Raw genomic sequence first — 15,685 nt, forward strand, 5'->3', positions numbered from 1 at the left:
GAAAGCGGCAGGCGAAGAGGAGTGAATTTTTGGCAGGTTTGAGCGTTGACGTCTTCTTACTCTAAGCTGGTCAGTAATGAGGTTGTTAAGCATTAACGTACTGTATACAATTACAGTATAAGAATAAGTGATGAGGTGAGTATGGCGAGAGTAAATTGTCCTAATTGTGAGGCTAAAGCGGTGATCACATCTCGTGAAACTCAATCGAGTCATGCTGCTCATTTGTATTGTGTCTGCACTAATACGAAAGAATGTGGCGCATCTTTTAGAATGACACTGGGCTTTGATCACTACATCAATCCACCATTAATGACCACAGCGCAAATGGCCAAACAACTGTTAAAGAACCTGCCCAGGGAACAGCAGTTAGAATTACTCGATTTGTAACAATCAAGTAATGCTAACGCGTAAATTTGGGTTTTTAGATATTCGCCGATAATTCATGAGCGGCTGCAACTTGCAGAAAATGAGAGCGATTTTTATATTGCGACGCGCCTTCTACTGCATCATCAATTTTTTTAATTAACAAATTAGGTAGAGTCACATTGACTTTATTGGCTTTCCCCATATAAGGCTCAACATCAATATCCACCAAGGCCCACACCCAACCTTGATAATCAAGATTATCAATATGTTGATCAACGCTTGTGGCTAAAGGCGGAAGCTCTCCTTGTTCGGCTAACAGCTCTAAATGCATGGTTAACGCTTCTTTAGCATTAATCAGCGCTTCTTCAAATGAATCACCGGCAGAGAAACAGCCTTCAACGTCAGGAAAAACCACCCCAAACGCTTCTGTATCTGATCCTTTTTCGATTGCTATCGGATATAACATAATATTTATAACAGTAATTTACAGTGTTAATTGACTGGAAAAGAGGGGCTTACAGCCCCGCTTGCTTCCTTATTGCCTTAACCAACCCTATTTTTAAATCCTTTTTAGGGTGAGGAACGGTTAGCGGTAGTTTTTTATCTGGATGTTTGAATTGATGGTGACTTCCTTTCACCCTCACTAGCACCCAACCTGCCGCTTGTAGTTCTTTAATTAACTCCCTGCTATTCACTGTATCCTCATGATTGTTTAACTTAGGGTTATTATAACCCCAAGTTAAACAAGACGCAATAAAATAACCCTGATAACTCTATTTTTTGTTAAACTGCTTTTGATATTCAGCAATCGACTGTGTTGCTTCATCAATACACTGTTGAATGATTTCTTTATCAGCATCGGTTAATTGAATTTGCGGGCTTTCGCCATCGCTTAACGTCTTTTTTGTGTCTATGAAAACTTGACTCATAGTGGCTTGGCCTTTGTTGGATTAAAAAACAGCATAGTGATCTTCTCTCCCATTTCTGCTGAAACAGGTAATTTACCCAGTTCGATTGAAGAAAGATAAACGCAAGTCACGCCCAATAAATCGGCCATATCTTTGAGGATCATTTCATTATCGACACGATACTGCCTTAGCTTTCGGCCCAACCGTGTCACTTGATATGTTTGCACAACACTTTCTGGAAAAATATCACTCATATTGTTAAGTCCTCTTTGTTACAGCCAAATATTTCAACTAATATTTCAAAAAATGATGATTCGATATCATCGGTGGCGTTCGCCGCCACTTCACTTACCCCACTCATTGAATACGCTCCCAACTAATCCCTTTGGCTATGATTTTTCTTTTTTTAACTGGATCTGCTTGAGTTCCCATTAATTCACAGAAAAAGTCGAGTGAATTAACGTAGGGCTTTACCCACCACTTAATGTGGGTCTTAACGATAGGTTTTAATCCTGGTCCAGACTTCTGAATTGCGCTCACAACTTCACTCCTTGTCTTTTCTGTCTTCTCTTGTCTAATAAATTATTTAATGTTGTTCTGCACAACTCGCGTTCTTGTGCATCCAGATGCGATAACCAAGCCTGAATCTCCGCGCGGCTGAACATATCAAGTTTATTTTTACAGCGGTGATACCGGGCTAAATGCTCTTCCTTTTGCTTTACCCACTCAGCTTCGTGATTAAAAGTGCTCATACATGCTCTCCGTGTCATTATGATATTGCTCGAAATTATCAGCCCAGTAATCAACATGACTGTCATCAGGCTGGTTTTCAGTAAAGCTGTTTTCGTATGATTGCAAATCAACGACTTCTTGTAGTTGCTCGAGTGCACGTCTATGTAAGTTAGGGGCCAGTGTTGACAGCCAAGCTTTAATATTACCCTCGCCACTATCTTTGGCTTGTTTCTGTTTTGACAACAAGTCCCACGCTTGACGGCGTAGCTCTTTATTCACTTCGCCTTGATTGGCAACATGATCATGATACTGCTGTAATGCTCTTAACTGCTCACCTTCGCGCCACCCATTTTGCTCACGCTCGCTAGCAATCTTGCGCTTCCTAGTTCTCACTATTTGATTGTTTTTAAAGCTAATTATGTATTTATTGGTTTCTACTGTTGAGCCTGCCAACAAGCGGTCTGTCATGAAGTCATCAAGGCCATACTTGCGGGCTGTCTCCCTCATCCTATCCTCTTGATTTTGTTGGGGCGTACAGTTATTGTCAGTACTCCAAGGGGCGCGACTGTCGTCGCTTTTAGAAGCAAGATCAAAAGCAACATCAACAGCTTGAGAGCTTGAAGTATCAGAAGGTGTGCGGCGAATTTGCCATCCCTCTAAGCGACTATAAATGGGGGTATGATTAAGACGCGACATCACGCCCATGATCTTAGAAACGTCTTCACCGTATTGGCTGACGGCTTCATTAACTACCTTAGCCAATACAATCGGTCTGTCGGCACGTTTGCATTCAATGCCGCCCATAGCCTCGACGTAGCTCTGCCAGTTAGGATTATCAGCAGCGGCACGGGCACGCTCTAAAATCTCGTCATGCTCAATTTCATCGCTAAGCCGCCTTAACTCACGCCAGATGGTCACAGAGGGGCCACCAACTTGTTGAAATTGTCGAATGTTCCACGTACTCGCCCAAGCCGCGACACCTTGCGCCCCATGCTCCCCCGAGGTTTCAGCTTCAAGATCATTATCGACATATTCCCCATCGATATTTTTTGCTATGTATTTAGCGATATAACCTGTTGCACTGCCTTCATCAGGATCGATGGTCTTAAAGTCAAAGCGAGCCTCTTCATTATTTATCAGCTCATCTTTATCATGCTGAATGGCATATTTACGAATTATTGCTCTACCTGCTTCAAGCTGTTCTGGTTTAAAAAACAGCAACATGTGCCAATGAGGGGTACCATCATGATGAGGCTCAACCACACGAAAGCCAAAAGGGGTGATCCCATCACGCTGTAACTTACTGCGAGTTTTTGACCATTGTTTGGTTAAATATTTTTGCGCTTGCTTAGGGTTGGTGCCTTGGTATTTTTTATTCGCTATCGCCTTACCTTTTTTTGTAACAGTAAAAGCGTGATAACGTGACGGGGTGGTAATAGTGTAAAACTCCCCGACATAGCCATTAGCCATGGCTAAATCTTCAAAGCCGCGCATGCGCACCATAAGCTCAACACGGCGATTTTTAGGGTTTGAAATAGAGGCTTTTACCGCTTCACTTAAAGTAAGGGTAAGTTCTTGCTCTTCATTTACCACTTGCATTTGCTCAAGCCAAAGCGCTTGCGCCTTCTTGCGAGCCTTAAAATCCAGCAAACATTGATAGCTCACATAAGGTGATACGCCCTTGCGCACCTTACCGACAATAATAGCGATATGCTCAAGGTATTGACGGTAGGCGCGCTCTAACTTTCTTGCCCACCATTTATCATCAATAAGTCGCACAATAATTTTACTGATTGCATCGTACATGGCAGGATCCTTGTCAAACTCTCCTGCTTGCTTGCGGCTTTCGTAATTTTTGAAACTGGGTAAGGCGGGGGTAAAGCCCCACATGTCGGCGGGCGTTTTCACATTATTGATTAACTCTCTTGCATCGACGCTTTCACCATCATGCGGTGTCATGTTTTCAAGCAAAGTGGCACAACGTGCAGACCACTCTTTACTAACAGCTATGCGGCGATCTTCGGTATTAATCAGTTGAATAGGCAGAGGGAATTGATTTAAAACAGGTTGAAGTATTTTTATCTGTTTGCGTAGCCAAATATTTGCACTGCTAGTTTTGCTTTTAGGGCTATGTTGATACTTTACACGGCGGTTGACCCACTGTTTAAAAAAGTAATTGGCAATATGTTCGGGCACCTCGTTCAATTGAGTGCGTGCCCAAGCTAAATCGTTTTTATCATGCTCGGTAATAAAAAGCGCCGAGAGTAACCCCTCGGCGTGCATAGTGAGTTTTATAGAGTTGTCTTGCTCTTCTGATTTTAACCATTGCAAAAAACACTTCTGCTCTTCAAAAGCAACCTCACTTGCAGACAACTGACTTAAATCCATCAAAGCCCCGCTATATTAAAATGAGCTTTGGCTTTTTCAATAAAGCGGCGAATACCTTGTGCAAGTAGCTGCTCACCATTGCCCAAAGCTTGCCAATATAAGCATTCAATTGCACCTAGTTGATTTGATAAGCGCATTTCAACTGGGCGTGAAAATGATGAGTTTTGACTAAGCGTTATCACTGACTTTTTATAACTGCGAAAGTGACGCTGCAAATGCAGATAAGCGGGGGAATGCTTGTTCTTTTTTTTTGCCATATCAAACCACCTTTGCTGAAATTGGGGTTAACTGAAAAAGATCTCTAAATTCAACCATGCGTGATAAAAGATGATGAGCAACGGGGAGTTCCAAGGCTTCAGCGGTGGCGTGTAATGTTTCGAGCGTGTTCTCAATCACTAATACTGATAGCTGGTTTTTATCAGTATTAAACGTTTTAATTAATTGATTGGCTTGTTGTAATAGCGCATCAGATATTGATACACTTTGGGGTGTCGATGGAGTCATAACTTTCCTTAGTTAAAATGATTAATTCGATAGGGCCATTACCTGTACCAGAGGAAATGGCTTTTTTATTGCACTTTTTTTATGGCTTCTACCCCATTGGCTTGTAATGCTGTGGTTTCAAATTGACTGATTAACGCCGCCGTTGCTTGAGTAACATCATTCAACTCACTCGTTAGGCTTTCGTTCTCTTCATCAATAACCTTATTCGCTGCACTGTCTTGTCTAAACTGATCACGAGTCATAGCCAGTGCATTAAAACTTTTACTGACATCAAACATGGCAATAATGGCGCCGCGAATGGCTTCTCGCTGTTCAGTATCAAACTGCTCAAACGAATAATTGATAAAAGTGGCGGGTTTTAACTTGGCACCAAATAACACCATGCTTTTTTGCTGGCGGTTAAGTTGGTTATAACGATGGCCTACACTACTACTACCTAACTTGGCTCGTATTCGGGCAATCGCTATTTGTCCAGCGTTTGATGATTGGCTTTTCGCTTTTATTGACTGCTCACAATTAACCGGCATAACTTAAGCTCCCTTCGCTGCTTGCATAATGTCCCAATCTTTTTTGGCTTCAAGTCGTTGCTTATCAATAAAGGCCGCCAAGTCATCAATGTGCACAAAGCTAGGCGCCTTACTTGACTCTCTTAATTTGAAGGTGGGAACGGGTAAGCCATGTACTTTGGCTTTCTGCTCTGCTGTTTTAGCAGCAAGGTTAAAATGTTCTTCGCAGACTTTGGCAAGTTCAATCACTGGAGTTTCATAACGTGCAAGCAATGCATAGGCAGTATTCATAATAAAAAGTCCTTTAATGAGTGTGGGCAACGGCGTGAAGTTCAGCCCAGCGTTTAGGGCCCAGCGCGATGTAAGATTGGATTTCACTGGCTCGCCAAACGGCGCGATAGCCATCAGCTTTAGTGTTAGCTGGAAATAGGTCTTTACTCATTTGAGTGTAAATAGTGACTTTCTTTAACTTGGTACGCTGCATCACTTCCTCTAATCCAAGAAAACTATCCTGTTTAGCGAGCTCAGCAATAGATAACAATTGCGCTGCGAGTGTTTTCAGCACCATATTGACCGTCTCTGTTTCTGTTGTATTCGTCATTTTTCTTCCTTGTTGAGATGAATTGTCGGGTTCAGATTAAAAACCAAAAGTGTTAACATTGGCTATGATAAGAGCCTTTTCGCTCATAAAGACTTTAATGCAGTGCCTTTATTTTAAAAAGCACTAACATTAATACTTTTGCCAAATAATAGTACGGAGATTAATACCTTGTCAACATCTCTTGGGGATAAAGTAAAAAAAATAAGAAAGAATGATGGGTTAACTCAACTCAAATTCTGTGAAAAAGTTGATATGAAATTAGGCACCCTAAAGGGGTATGAGTTAAATCAAAGCGAGGTAAGTAGCCTCTCTTTAATAAAAATAGGATCTCATCCTGATTACAAAAAATACGCTTTATGGTTAATTTCAGACTCTACAGATCCAGAAAACGGTCAAATAGCTCCCGGTGATTTGGAGCCTGAACAAACAAAAAAAGCAGCACAGTTAAAGCAAGAAGAATACGAAGCCCAAGCCGCTAAGGTCATTACAGATGCATTGATGATGTTCTGTTATCTCGATTGGTTTACTGCTCACACAGATAAAATGGAATTTGATGATTGTGCTAAATTGCTACTTAAAGATTTGCAGCCAGTGATCAACCAACGATTTGACACTGACCAAAAAATCCAAGCCATAAAATCCGCATAAAAAAACCCGCTAAATAGCGGGTTTCTTGTTAACTCTTTCTGCGTCAGTTGATCACTTCTAGCCTTGGCTTTCTATGAATTGCTAATTCTGGCTTAGGGATAACGTTGTGAGTCTGGCAATTCCTAAAATAACCAACGCAGCTTTTTATTGATGCTTGTGTGGCGTCAAACTTAGCCGTTCCTTTCAAGGTTACTTGGTCTTTACCTAGATTGTAAGCCAGATCGTGCGCTATTTTTGCTCGGCCATCGATAAATGTAATATGCTCAGCACGTTCCTTTTCTTGTTGTTCTGAATATCGACAAACAAAAATAGATAAAAAGCTGCTGATACTGATTAAAAAAAACATAAAGCTTAAATTATTCATATATTTTTATCCTTTTATCCCTAATATGTTTAACAGGGTAAGCCACAATCAACCCCAATGTTATTATATTCATGATTGGTATTAAGACTTGGTAAACATTATTAAACTCAGTGATATCTAACACACCGTACAAAACAAGTTCAATGACAAATAAAAGCTCAAATAATAAGCTTAATCTTAGGCAATAGATAGCCACTTTAGAAAAGCTGCAACGTCTTATTTTATGTAACACAAACAAGGTGATCATAAATAAAAATTCAATCATAAACATCATGAAAAAAAACAGTTGTCGCCGTGCCATCACTTCCATATCGAACGCCAAAATATAACGACCCACCCCCCATGAAGTAAAATGAAAAAATAGCACAGTAAACGCACATAAAAAGGATGAATGCAGTAAAGCATCGCTCTGAGTTTTAATGTCCGTTTTACCGCCAAAAAATAACACCTTTGCCCGTTGGTAACTCAAATAAACAATTAGCAATACTGTCGCGGCTTCTAACTCCTCGAACTACCCAGTCAATTCCATATAAAAAATCATTCATAATCAACCCTGAATAAAAATGAAAACTTAAAGAGGTGGAATTACACCACCTGCACCACCACCACCTTGGGGCGAAATATCATCGGATAATGCCGCGACACTTAAATAAGCCTTTACGCCTTCAACATTTTCACTCGGTAGCCGAGTTCCGCCACTCATTACTTTCGCCTTTGACGCTAAATCTAATGCTTCTTGACTAATAGTGGCGCTTTCTGTGCGCAATGCTTTCTGGGGTGTTTCTGATTGATTGGTTTGGCTATGCTTCACTTGGGTTTCAGAGGTTTGATAACTACTAACTAGGTTATTGCTATTATTATTAACATTCATGTTTAAAATGATCCCTTACATTAAAACTGTAACTAATTACAACATATTATAAACACGGTTTAGTGTACTGTATGTAACCACAGCATTAAATAAAAAAACAAGCCATCTCCCAAAAAAGTCCTACTAAAGTTGCATTTTTATTACCTTTTAGTGTTACTAAACATATTTACTTATTTTAAAATGCTTAAATTCAACTAGATAAGGATATATGATGTTAGAAAAAGACGTTAATAGAAAAGTCAGCATATTGCTGATTATTGGAATTGTATGCCTACCCATCGTTTTCGCGTGGTTTACATTAAAAGATGGGTACTCAAAACGAGCCAGAGGGATTTCGTTTGTCTGGTTGGTCGTATCACTTATTCTGACCATGGGTAATTCAAACGAAAGTAGCAATTTGGCAAAGGAAAGTTCAATGCAAGCTCAAGAGAAAAACTTATCTTTATCTGATTTTTCAGATTGCCAATTAGCAGATCACATGTATATAAACTCAACACCATTTTTAAACGAATTGATTCAGTTTTTAGATACAACAAACCCTGCAACCAAGCAAGATTTTTTTAACTGGGATGAAAACACCAATTTCACAAAACGCTATAATGACCATCTTGGCCAATACCCTCTAATTGGTGCAGGAATGGAAAATTATACTAGATCAAGACTCATGGTTACTGACTACATGTACCAAATAAATAAACTACCATTGAAAATAGCAACATTTCTTGAAGATAAAAATGAACAATACAAAAAGGAAGAAATCGAACCTCTACTGACTAAAATAAATTTAGCAGCAAAAACAACTTCTAGCTACTGCTCTAACAAACTATAATAAAAAAGGGTACCGAAATTTTAACGGTACCCTTATGTACTTCTTTAACCCCCTAAGACTAGGCAATGAGGCTTAAGAAGGTTTCTGAATACCTTCGTTGTATTGATACCCAACACTTAAAAACCAATTATTACTGTTCCATTGTTCATTACCTGATAAATGTCCATTATCCATCCACTCCATTGATAAGAGGTGTTCTTTTACAGGCTCTGTTGGTGTCTGAAATTGCTTGTATGTTTCTATGTCAAATTTACCAATATGAATGATTTCAGAAACCTTGATTAACTCAATAAAATCATCGAAAGCAGCCCCTTCTTCTACTGGGTTTCCTTGATGATCAATATTGTGATGATAATGCACATAGTAGTTAGTTGTGAAGGTCACCGTTAAGGTATCCTTTTCCCTATAACCACTCAAAATTGGAATGATTGTAAAATATTCAATCTCTTTGTTTTCTAACCTTATATCAACAAGTAAGCCAACATAAACCTTATTATTTGAAAGTGTAATAAGTATTGTCCTATACTCATCTCCACAATCTGCTAAGAATTTCTCTATATCTGAAAAGTACTCATCTCTCAGTTTTTTGAACATACCCGTTTTATCTGTGAAAAAATTATTTACTTTCGCACACAGAAGCGATAAAGGTACAGCTAGAAGTGCACCAATAATTATTTTTACTTGCCAATAATCCCTAACTGTAAAATGTTCATCTTGAGTAAAGATGAAGTTTTCTATTGAATAAGGAGTAAATCTTAAAAGCCAAGAAGCCCAGTTGAAATGATCAATAAAAAAAGCAAATATTATCCCTATAAAAATGAATGCAGTACCTACCGCGCCACATCGAAAATAGTATCGTTGAGCTTCCTCTCTTCTAGACTTAAACCTTGTTTTTTTTGAATTATGTACAAAAAAATATCCTGATATCAGGATAAATATAACAATTAAGGCCCCCATGAAAATTCCTTTTAGGTTCTCCTATTTACACCTTCAAATCTTTAAATCTCTCTATTTTTTCCATAATAATTTTGCGATTCCCTGCGTTTGATAAATCCAATGAGAATTCACCGTCAGCCGTTAACTTTTCAAACGTTGTTTGAGCGCGAACTTCTTTATCTTTACGCTTCTTTTTAGCAAAATACTGTTCAAATAACATTATGAGCTCCTTATTAAACAACTTCCTACATGTAAAGCCAGCTTACATTGAGTATAGCTAACAATCAACACAGTATAAAAATACGTACTATTTTCATACTAAAATAACCTATTTAAGAGAAGCCGCCTCCTCATGAAAAGGGGTACCGAAAAATTAATGACATTTTAACGGTACCCCTATAAGCCCCCTTAAACCTTTGAAAGCCAGTAAAAGCATTAAAATCCATCCAATCCAGCATGGGCGCAACGGAAAGCGTCCTATCAATGGTTTTTTCTTTACTTTTCATGACTTACCTTAAAAATACTGCTTTACAATTAACGAAAACTGCCTATAAATACTGATAGTTTTTGCCAAGTTGATGAAAAATAACTTTATGGTCATCAAACCGCTCAACACAGTCAATAACCGATAAAACGGTTAATACTGACCACTGTGGCACAGTTATCATTAAAAAATCTGGCCGAATTATACAGGCTGGCAAGTCAAATCACCAAAAAATCAACCAGAGTGAATAATGCAATGAAATTGACTTTATATATTTGCCTTGATCACTCAAGTACAAAAACCTAATGTGATTTTTTAAATGTCTTTATCAATATGAAATAAAAAATAGTTTCTTTTCACCCACTAAATGAATCCTTATTACAAAATTAAAAGTTCAAAAACACCAATAACGCAATATACTGTTTTAATAATGCAAAAATCACCTTATTTAATTGAGTTCGTTATAATATTTGACGAGAAGACTTCCAAAGTTTCACCACACAATAAGTAGAAACAACACATTCTCAACTAGCTACTTGCTGTTATCTACTCATTAATAGTCAATGTAAGAAAAGTGACATATTTCACATTTTAATGATTACCACTATTGCGCTAATCAAATGTAACCATTATGTTGATTTATGTTGGGATTGAATGTCTAATTGTATATTTTGTATCAACAGGGCTTATTTGGTATCAATTTTCACTCAATTAGCGAATCAATAGCACAGACTAAGGCATATTGAGTCGCACTGAGGTTACACCAAACTACCTATTGCGATCTTGAGTATCAATGCTCGCCATTTATTTGATTTAGGGCAGTCACTTTTAGGGCCAATTTACATAGGAGATAAACATGTTTCGTTCGGCTCACCTTTGCATACTCTTAACCAGCCTAACTTTAATGGTCATTCTCTCTTTTCTCTTCCTTGAAAAAAATACCACCGAAATCATTACAAGTATTTTTCAAAAGCTACAACAAGAAAACCAGCAACCTTATCTATCAATGATCTTTTTAACCGCGATATTAAGTCTCAATGTCATTTTACCCGTTCCCGACAGCTTAGCATCCGTTATTGCAACAAGTCACTTTAATCAATTTTTAGCCCCCACAATGATATGCTTGGGGCTCACCATCAGCGCCTTTTTTGGCTATTGGCTTGGCGGCTCACTTAAAAAAATAACCTTTCAGCCCAGTCCCAATTATCAAGCGACAGATAAAACACAAAGAGGTACTCATCATGCTTCAATCATTTTGCTTATTTTATTTCGTGCTATTCCTGTCCTAGCAGAACTCTCTGTCATCACCGCAGGGATCATAAAACTGCCTTTTAAACAATTTATATGGATCATGAGCTTAAGTAATATAGGATTAGCCATAGCCTACTATCAATTAGGTGTATTAGCCTCAAGTAGTCATTCAATTTTATTCTTAATCATTGCTGGTGCCATTTTACCAGGCTGCGCCATTGCTATACAAAGCAGTTTCTACGTAATAAAAAGTGTATTGCAATATCAAAGAAAAAGAGGGGCCGTCAATCAGATGAACAGAGCCCCCCATACTGCAAAGAAAACCTCTTCAATACAAAGTTCACGCGCACCTAAAGCCAGTTATCCTATTTTCTTTATGGAGTATTTATGGTCAACCCACTCCAATAATCATTCACCATTGCTAGCCTTTTTAAATACTCAAGATAATCATTCTCCTTTTTGCTGCGTGATTGAAACAAGTGTCCTTAAAAAACATCCTCATTTAATTGAAAAAATCCAAGATTTTTTCAATTTCCATTCACACTTAAATCTTCTTTGTTACCCCATCATCACTGAGGCGTCCCCAACAGAAATAATCAAAGAGCTCGCTCCCTTTTTTAAAGCAAAAGAAATCAATAAAACCACTTTATTCTTTGCCATTGGCACTGAAAACATCTTTAGTGCACTCAATCTAACACTAGATAGGGAGCACCTTAAGCCTCCCATAGTGCCTATACCGTCGACGTTATCGGCACAAGCTTATACCAGTATCATTAATGACAATACCTTCATTCAAGCGGTTTCGCACAAAGTGTCTGAAAACGCCATACCACCATTAGCAATTTTTAATGATTTTAATTTATTAACCCCCATTCAAGAAAAAGAGCACTTGCGAGGACTGGTATTAATCATCAAAGTCGCACTGCTCAAAGATGCTCAGTTTTTTAATTGGATTGAAAGAAATCTCAACACACTGCTTATCGCCCAGCCCAATGAAACCCAATATGCCATTTCACGATGCACGCAACTCATCCTTCAACATATCAAGAGTTCATCACGTTTTTATCATCAAGAGGAAACCAGCCAACTAGAATATGGACAATGGAGTCATCAAGCCATCTCAAATTGGCTAACACTCCCGTTAGATCATGCTGAAGTTATCGCAACGGGGATCCTATTAGACGCCTATTATTCCAGTTATATTGGCTTGCTCAGTGAAGAATATACTTTAAGGATCGTAAATTTATTCAATAAATTAGGGATAACGTCATGGTATTCAAAGCTAAAGAATAAACAAAAAAATAAAAGTATTATCGAAACATTAGCCGTTGAGCCTTTATCAGACTTATCCATTCCTTTATTAACCACAATCGGATACAGTAAAACAGTTCACGGTATTAAACTGAATGTAATAGAAAAAGTACTTAACGCTTTATCTAACAATGAAGATCAAATAACACAACTACCTCTAAGAAAGGTGTTCATCTCTTAAAGGTAATAGTGAGAAGAGAGCATTCTGCCCTCTTCTAAAAATAATGAGACGAGATACAGCGCAAAGTCCCATGATAAATGAACCCTATTATTTGAAAATGAAGTCGAATAATCATAGTTAAAGACACAAGAATGCAAGGAGCTACGATGGTTTCATCAAATAAAAAAGCAATTAAACAATTAACACAACAACTCACAGAAACATTGAATATCGAGCAAACTCATTGGTTTTATGACGTCATAGGTCAAATACAAGCCACGCTTCCAAATAATACAGCAATACAACTAGCTAAGTTATGGAGCAAAGCCAGTAGTCAAATATCCCATTACCTCGATAAAGCCCCCATACAATATAAGACAACCACTTGGGAATGCGATCATTTGGCACGCTTTTTACTTTTTACTCATACATTATCTTGCTGCCATGAACTTCAAAGAAAAGAATTATGTGAATTATGCTTTCACTTTGCAGATGATTTAGAAGCCATATCCATTGTAAAAGGCTTACATCTCGCCGATACTGAAGGGAAATTAGTCCAACAATTTATTCAATTAAGCCATACTAACTACCCACCGCTATTTTCTGCTATTGCACTCAAACATCCTTGGCCAGCCGCTTACTTTAGTACTGAAGAATTTAATCAACTCGTCTTAAAAGCTTTATTTCTTGATTTAGATGCCTCTGAAATCATAGATCTCAAAAAAAGACAAAATCCAGCATTATCAATCTTAGCCGCAGACTTATTGCGCGACCGTCTATCAAGTAAACGTCAACCACCCCAAGCAATCTTATCCGTCATTAACCCTCAACATCTAAATATCAATGATAAGACCTTAATCAATCGTTTTTGTTTAGAAGGGATCCCAGCCTAAAATGTTTTTCTAATAAAACAACACCACAATCAGGCTAACGCATATCAATATTATATATGCCAAATTCGTTCAGAAAATTGAATGAGATTAAGGATAATCTGAGCCGATTGAGGTCCCCAACCTAGATCCCTGAACCTGTTACCAAAAACGAATAATATTGGATTAATAATATTTCGCGCTATATTATTCAGCGAAATATCACTCCAGAAGCTAAAATAAACAACAAGAATAAAAGATTGTTTAAACCATTTGCAGCCCACCATGATCCCGTAGGAAAGAAGGAAGCGAGCATGCCCCCATTTTACCGCATCACTTATCTTCTCAACTTAATATTAAAATCGAGTTTATTGCTATTATCTTACCTACTATTTTTTAGTCCTCCGCTCCTTGCAAACGCATTAAACCCTAAAAAAGAGATAAACATCAATAAACCTGCTAATCATTACGAAACTTACGGTGTACATAATAATCTCGGCTGTAATAAAGATAATGCATACTGCCTCGCTCCTCGTTCTAGAAATGCGCCTAGCAACCCTGTTCTTCCATTAGAATGGATCAGTGACTGGGTTATGTTTAGAGTGAAAAAAGGTTACAAAGATAATCCTCCACCTTACACAAACCCACCTTCAACATTGGATCCTGAAGATTACAGTGTTTCCTATGGAACCACTTTCTATGACGCTAACTACTTGCCACTACATGGGGACGGAATTGGCGCCATGATGGTGCATTATGATAAATACTGCTTACCTATTTTTCCCATTGCAGATAATAATTACACATGCAGCTTTATTTCCTTAGGTAACAAAACCTACTTTCTAACCTATCAACATAATAGACCTAAATACATGCCTGCTTGTTGTTTATTCTCCTCCAATCATCACGCAATGCGTCCCGATTTTGTCAAACATTTAAACTATGATTTTTTACGCAGCAAGCAACTTAATCATTCAGTTTTGGTGTATTCAAGACAACAGTTAACCATGCATGGACAAGTACTTTTTGGATTCGCCTTTAACAAAGCGGTCTCACCCGACGCATTTAACATGCCAGGATACCAGCACCCTCACTCCTACTTTTTCTCGGGCGACTTTAATACTGCGAACGCTCCCATAGTCAGTCAGAACTACACCAGTTTTAGAACCGAGAAACCCGATCCAGAACACACCTGGGAACGTGTATCTAGGATGTGTCCAGTCACGCCTAAGCCTTGCCAGCTTTTTAATTATTCAAGTTTGTTAAAAACAGATGAAAATCAATTAAAAATACTGCCAGCAGGTTCTGGCTGGGACAAAATTAAATCCGAAACTAATTGATGCTAATTATTAATAAGGATCTCTATTGTTGTGGACGCTTTCATTCAAAAAGTCCTTACTTGCTGTTTTGATTCTCATCATAAAGTCGCACATTAATTGTTCTAAAACATAGATAAAATGCAACATAAACCTGACTTAAAAAAGCCATGTAAAGGGATAAATTATGAATAAAATTATTGTTTATTTAGCGCTTGCCATCATTATTGTTTGTGTTTTATCACTGATTTTCTCCCCTCAACATTCTACACAAACCACCTCAAATACCCCCAGCCCCTTTCCCAATAACGCACCTCATTCATCAGAAGGCGCAATGACCAACTTCAATCAATATATCCCCCTGATACTTCAAGATGCCTGTTTTCGAAATGCGTAAAAATGCCTCATTCAAGGCGTGCTCTTTTTAAAGATAAAGGGAACGAAACGCTTAACATCAAATGAGATAACGCAAGGTAGAAGTCGGTGCTTTTATACTGTGTTATTAAGCATCGGCTTAACCGGCTTAAAATGACTAGCCTCAATGTTCAAGCTGACCATTAAAAAGTCATCTTCTATTGGAGCATATCCCTCTCCTCAAAATAATGTTAACATAATTGTAACGCTATATTTTTACGATAAAA

At 38.1% G+C, this 15,685-nt stretch carries 25 protein-coding genes; 7 read left to right on the forward strand and 18 right to left on the reverse strand.

What is annotated here, in order from left to right:
• Nucleotides 1-141 precede the first annotated feature (141 nt).
• On the forward strand, nucleotides 142-387 hold the full coding sequence (locus tag Q0791_RS02295; RefSeq protein WP_299002338.1) for an ogr/Delta-like zinc finger family protein: 246 nt from the start codon (nucleotides 142-144) through the stop codon (nucleotides 385-387).
• Nucleotides 388-421: 34 nt separating this feature from the next.
• Here Q0791_RS02295 and Q0791_RS02300 read toward each other — a convergent pair whose 3' ends face one another.
• The 12 genes from Q0791_RS02300 to Q0791_RS02355 form a co-directional block, all read right to left on the reverse strand.
• Nucleotides 422-832, reverse strand: coding sequence for a type II toxin-antitoxin system HicB family antitoxin (locus Q0791_RS02300; protein WP_299002340.1), 411 nt, complete (start codon nucleotides 830-832; stop codon nucleotides 422-424).
• Between the two features lie 49 nt (nucleotides 833-881).
• Entirely contained in the window at nucleotides 882-1,061 is a 180-nt protein-coding gene (locus tag Q0791_RS02305) for a type II toxin-antitoxin system HicA family toxin (protein WP_299002342.1), read from the reverse strand.
• 78 nt (nucleotides 1,062-1,139) lie between these two features.
• Nucleotides 1,140-1,295 (reverse strand): hypothetical protein, encoded by a 156-nt coding sequence (locus Q0791_RS02310; protein WP_299002344.1) that lies wholly within the window; start codon nucleotides 1,293-1,295, stop codon nucleotides 1,140-1,142.
• Complete coding sequence (locus Q0791_RS02315; RefSeq protein WP_299002345.1) at nucleotides 1,292-1,528, reverse strand: helix-turn-helix transcriptional regulator; 237 nt, start codon at nucleotides 1,526-1,528, stop codon at nucleotides 1,292-1,294. Before Q0791_RS02315 ends, Q0791_RS02310 begins: the two co-directional genes overlap by 4 nt.
• A gap of 103 nt (nucleotides 1,529-1,631) precedes the next feature.
• Nucleotides 1,632-1,814, reverse strand: coding sequence for a hypothetical protein (locus Q0791_RS02320; protein WP_299002346.1), 183 nt, complete (start codon nucleotides 1,812-1,814; stop codon nucleotides 1,632-1,634).
• Nucleotides 1,811-2,026: a hypothetical protein gene (locus Q0791_RS02325; protein ID WP_299002348.1), complete on the reverse strand. Its 216-nt coding sequence runs from the start codon at nucleotides 2,024-2,026 to the stop codon at nucleotides 1,811-1,813. Before Q0791_RS02325 ends, Q0791_RS02320 begins: the two co-directional genes overlap by 4 nt.
• Nucleotides 2,013-4,394: a replication endonuclease gene (locus Q0791_RS02330; protein WP_299002350.1), complete on the reverse strand. Its 2,382-nt coding sequence runs from the start codon at nucleotides 4,392-4,394 to the stop codon at nucleotides 2,013-2,015. Before Q0791_RS02330 ends, Q0791_RS02325 begins: the two co-directional genes overlap by 14 nt.
• On the reverse strand, nucleotides 4,394-4,651 hold the full coding sequence (locus Q0791_RS02335) for a hypothetical protein (RefSeq protein WP_299002352.1): 258 nt from the start codon (nucleotides 4,649-4,651) through the stop codon (nucleotides 4,394-4,396). The genes Q0791_RS02330 and Q0791_RS02335 overlap by 1 nt, the downstream gene beginning before the upstream one ends.
• Nucleotide 4,652: 1 nt before the next feature.
• Entirely contained in the window at nucleotides 4,653-4,898 is a 246-nt protein-coding gene (locus Q0791_RS02340; protein ID WP_299002353.1) for a hypothetical protein, read from the reverse strand.
• A gap of 65 nt (nucleotides 4,899-4,963) precedes the next feature.
• On the reverse strand, nucleotides 4,964-5,425 hold the full coding sequence (locus Q0791_RS02345) for a hypothetical protein (protein ID WP_299002354.1): 462 nt from the start codon (nucleotides 5,423-5,425) through the stop codon (nucleotides 4,964-4,966).
• Nucleotides 5,426-5,428: 3 nt separating this feature from the next.
• The gene (locus tag Q0791_RS02350) at nucleotides 5,429-5,695 is read right to left on the reverse strand and encodes a pyocin activator PrtN family protein (RefSeq protein ID WP_299002356.1); all 267 of its coding nucleotides are present in this window, start codon (nucleotides 5,693-5,695) and stop codon (nucleotides 5,429-5,431) included.
• 13 nt (nucleotides 5,696-5,708) lie between these two features.
• Entirely contained in the window at nucleotides 5,709-6,005 is a 297-nt protein-coding gene (locus Q0791_RS02355; protein ID WP_299002357.1) for an AlpA family transcriptional regulator, read from the reverse strand.
• Between the two features lie 168 nt (nucleotides 6,006-6,173).
• On the opposite strand from Q0791_RS02355, the gene Q0791_RS02360 reads away from it, so the two are divergent.
• Nucleotides 6,174-6,653 (forward strand): helix-turn-helix transcriptional regulator, encoded by a 480-nt coding sequence (locus tag Q0791_RS02360; protein ID WP_299002358.1) that lies wholly within the window; start codon nucleotides 6,174-6,176, stop codon nucleotides 6,651-6,653.
• A gap of 43 nt (nucleotides 6,654-6,696) precedes the next feature.
• Here the strand turns inward: Q0791_RS02360 and Q0791_RS02365 are convergent, their stop codons facing one another.
• From Q0791_RS02365 to Q0791_RS02375, 3 genes are all read right to left on the reverse strand, one after another.
• Complete coding sequence (locus Q0791_RS02365; protein WP_299002359.1) at nucleotides 6,697-7,017, reverse strand: hypothetical protein; 321 nt, start codon at nucleotides 7,015-7,017, stop codon at nucleotides 6,697-6,699.
• Entirely contained in the window at nucleotides 7,010-7,501 is a 492-nt protein-coding gene (locus Q0791_RS02370) for a hypothetical protein (protein WP_299002361.1), read from the reverse strand. Before Q0791_RS02370 ends, Q0791_RS02365 begins: the two co-directional genes overlap by 8 nt.
• 87 nt (nucleotides 7,502-7,588) lie before the next feature.
• Nucleotides 7,589-7,888: a hypothetical protein gene (locus tag Q0791_RS02375; RefSeq protein ID WP_299002363.1), complete on the reverse strand. Its 300-nt coding sequence runs from the start codon at nucleotides 7,886-7,888 to the stop codon at nucleotides 7,589-7,591.
• A 208-nt stretch (nucleotides 7,889-8,096) separates the two neighbouring features.
• Between Q0791_RS02375 and Q0791_RS02380 the strand changes: the two genes are divergently transcribed.
• Nucleotides 8,097-8,717 (forward strand): hypothetical protein, encoded by a 621-nt coding sequence (locus Q0791_RS02380; protein WP_299002365.1) that lies wholly within the window; start codon nucleotides 8,097-8,099, stop codon nucleotides 8,715-8,717.
• A 72-nt stretch (nucleotides 8,718-8,789) separates the two neighbouring features.
• Here Q0791_RS02380 and Q0791_RS02385 read toward each other — a convergent pair whose 3' ends face one another.
• The 3 genes from Q0791_RS02385 to Q0791_RS02395 all read right to left on the reverse strand — a co-directional run bounded on the left by Q0791_RS02385 (nucleotide 8,790) and on the right by Q0791_RS02395 (nucleotide 10,159).
• The gene (locus Q0791_RS02385; protein WP_299002367.1) at nucleotides 8,790-9,674 is read right to left on the reverse strand and encodes a hypothetical protein; all 885 of its coding nucleotides are present in this window, start codon (nucleotides 9,672-9,674) and stop codon (nucleotides 8,790-8,792) included.
• A gap of 25 nt (nucleotides 9,675-9,699) precedes the next feature.
• Complete coding sequence (locus Q0791_RS02390; protein WP_299002369.1) at nucleotides 9,700-9,873, reverse strand: hypothetical protein; 174 nt, start codon at nucleotides 9,871-9,873, stop codon at nucleotides 9,700-9,702.
• Between the two features lie 130 nt (nucleotides 9,874-10,003).
• Nucleotides 10,004-10,159 (reverse strand): hypothetical protein, encoded by a 156-nt coding sequence (locus Q0791_RS02395; protein ID WP_299002370.1) that lies wholly within the window; start codon nucleotides 10,157-10,159, stop codon nucleotides 10,004-10,006.
• An 834-nt stretch (nucleotides 10,160-10,993) separates the two neighbouring features.
• Between Q0791_RS02395 and Q0791_RS02400 the strand changes: the two genes are divergently transcribed.
• The 4 genes from Q0791_RS02400 to Q0791_RS02415 all read left to right on the forward strand — a co-directional run bounded on the left by Q0791_RS02400 (nucleotide 10,994) and on the right by Q0791_RS02415 (nucleotide 15,441).
• A complete protein-coding gene (locus Q0791_RS02400; protein WP_299002371.1) occupies nucleotides 10,994-12,880 on the forward strand; it encodes a VTT domain-containing protein in 1,887 nt (628 codons plus the stop codon).
• 146 nt (nucleotides 12,881-13,026) lie between these two features.
• Entirely contained in the window at nucleotides 13,027-13,752 is a 726-nt protein-coding gene (locus Q0791_RS02405; RefSeq protein WP_299002372.1) for an EboA domain-containing protein, read from the forward strand.
• 290 nt (nucleotides 13,753-14,042) lie between these two features.
• Nucleotides 14,043-15,068, forward strand: a complete 1,026-nt coding sequence (locus tag Q0791_RS02410; RefSeq protein WP_299002374.1) for a hypothetical protein — start codon at nucleotides 14,043-14,045, stop codon at nucleotides 15,066-15,068.
• Nucleotides 15,069-15,231: 163 nt separating this feature from the next.
• Nucleotides 15,232-15,441 carry a hypothetical protein gene (locus Q0791_RS02415; RefSeq protein WP_299002376.1) on the forward strand — a complete coding sequence of 70 codons (210 nt, stop codon included), beginning with the start codon at nucleotides 15,232-15,234 and terminating at the stop codon, nucleotides 15,439-15,441.
• Nucleotides 15,442-15,685 lie beyond the last annotated feature (244 nt).

It is taken from the genome of uncultured Shewanella sp., assembly GCF_947495455.1.
Classification (GTDB): domain Bacteria; phylum Pseudomonadota; class Gammaproteobacteria; order Enterobacterales; family Shewanellaceae; genus Shewanella.

Coding starts and splice junctions, on each gene's coding strand:
- Q0791_RS02295 (WP_299002338.1), top strand. CDS start 142: ATGGCGAGAGTAAATTGTCCTAATTGTGAGGCTAAAGCGGTGATCACA.
- Q0791_RS02300 (WP_299002340.1), bottom strand. CDS start 832: ATGTTATATCCGATAGCAATCGAAAAAGGATCAGATACAGAAGCGTTT.
- Q0791_RS02310 (WP_299002344.1), bottom strand. CDS start 1,295: ATGAGTCAAGTTTTCATAGACACAAAAAAGACGTTAAGCGATGGCGAA.
- Q0791_RS02315 (WP_299002345.1), bottom strand. CDS start 1,528: ATGAGTGATATTTTTCCAGAAAGTGTTGTGCAAACATATCAAGTGACA.
- Q0791_RS02325 (WP_299002348.1), bottom strand. CDS start 2,026: ATGAGCACTTTTAATCACGAAGCTGAGTGGGTAAAGCAAAAGGAAGAG.
- Q0791_RS02330 (WP_299002350.1), bottom strand. CDS start 4,394: ATGGATTTAAGTCAGTTGTCTGCAAGTGAGGTTGCTTTTGAAGAGCAG.
- Q0791_RS02335 (WP_299002352.1), bottom strand. CDS start 4,651: ATGGCAAAAAAAAAGAACAAGCATTCCCCCGCTTATCTGCATTTGCAG.
- Q0791_RS02340 (WP_299002353.1), bottom strand. CDS start 4,898: ATGACTCCATCGACACCCCAAAGTGTATCAATATCTGATGCGCTATTA.
- Q0791_RS02345 (WP_299002354.1), bottom strand. CDS start 5,425: ATGCCGGTTAATTGTGAGCAGTCAATAAAAGCGAAAAGCCAATCATCA.
- Q0791_RS02350 (WP_299002356.1), bottom strand. CDS start 5,695: ATGAATACTGCCTATGCATTGCTTGCACGTTATGAAACTCCAGTGATT.
- Q0791_RS02355 (WP_299002357.1), bottom strand. CDS start 6,005: ATGACGAATACAACAGAAACAGAGACGGTCAATATGGTGCTGAAAACA.
- Q0791_RS02365 (WP_299002359.1), bottom strand. CDS start 7,017: ATGAATAATTTAAGCTTTATGTTTTTTTTAATCAGTATCAGCAGCTTT.
- Q0791_RS02375 (WP_299002363.1), bottom strand. CDS start 7,888: ATGAATGTTAATAATAATAGCAATAACCTAGTTAGTAGTTATCAAACC.
- Q0791_RS02380 (WP_299002365.1), top strand. CDS start 8,097: ATGATGTTAGAAAAAGACGTTAATAGAAAAGTCAGCATATTGCTGATT.
- Q0791_RS02385 (WP_299002367.1), bottom strand. CDS start 9,674: ATGGGGGCCTTAATTGTTATATTTATCCTGATATCAGGATATTTTTTT.
- Q0791_RS02390 (WP_299002369.1), bottom strand. CDS start 9,873: ATGTTATTTGAACAGTATTTTGCTAAAAAGAAGCGTAAAGATAAAGAA.
- Q0791_RS02395 (WP_299002370.1), bottom strand. CDS start 10,159: ATGAAAAGTAAAGAAAAAACCATTGATAGGACGCTTTCCGTTGCGCCC.
- Q0791_RS02400 (WP_299002371.1), top strand. CDS start 10,994: ATGTTTCGTTCGGCTCACCTTTGCATACTCTTAACCAGCCTAACTTTA.
- Q0791_RS02405 (WP_299002372.1), top strand. CDS start 13,027: ATGGTTTCATCAAATAAAAAAGCAATTAAACAATTAACACAACAACTC.
- Q0791_RS02410 (WP_299002374.1), top strand. CDS start 14,043: ATGCCCCCATTTTACCGCATCACTTATCTTCTCAACTTAATATTAAAA.
- Q0791_RS02415 (WP_299002376.1), top strand. CDS start 15,232: ATGAATAAAATTATTGTTTATTTAGCGCTTGCCATCATTATTGTTTGT.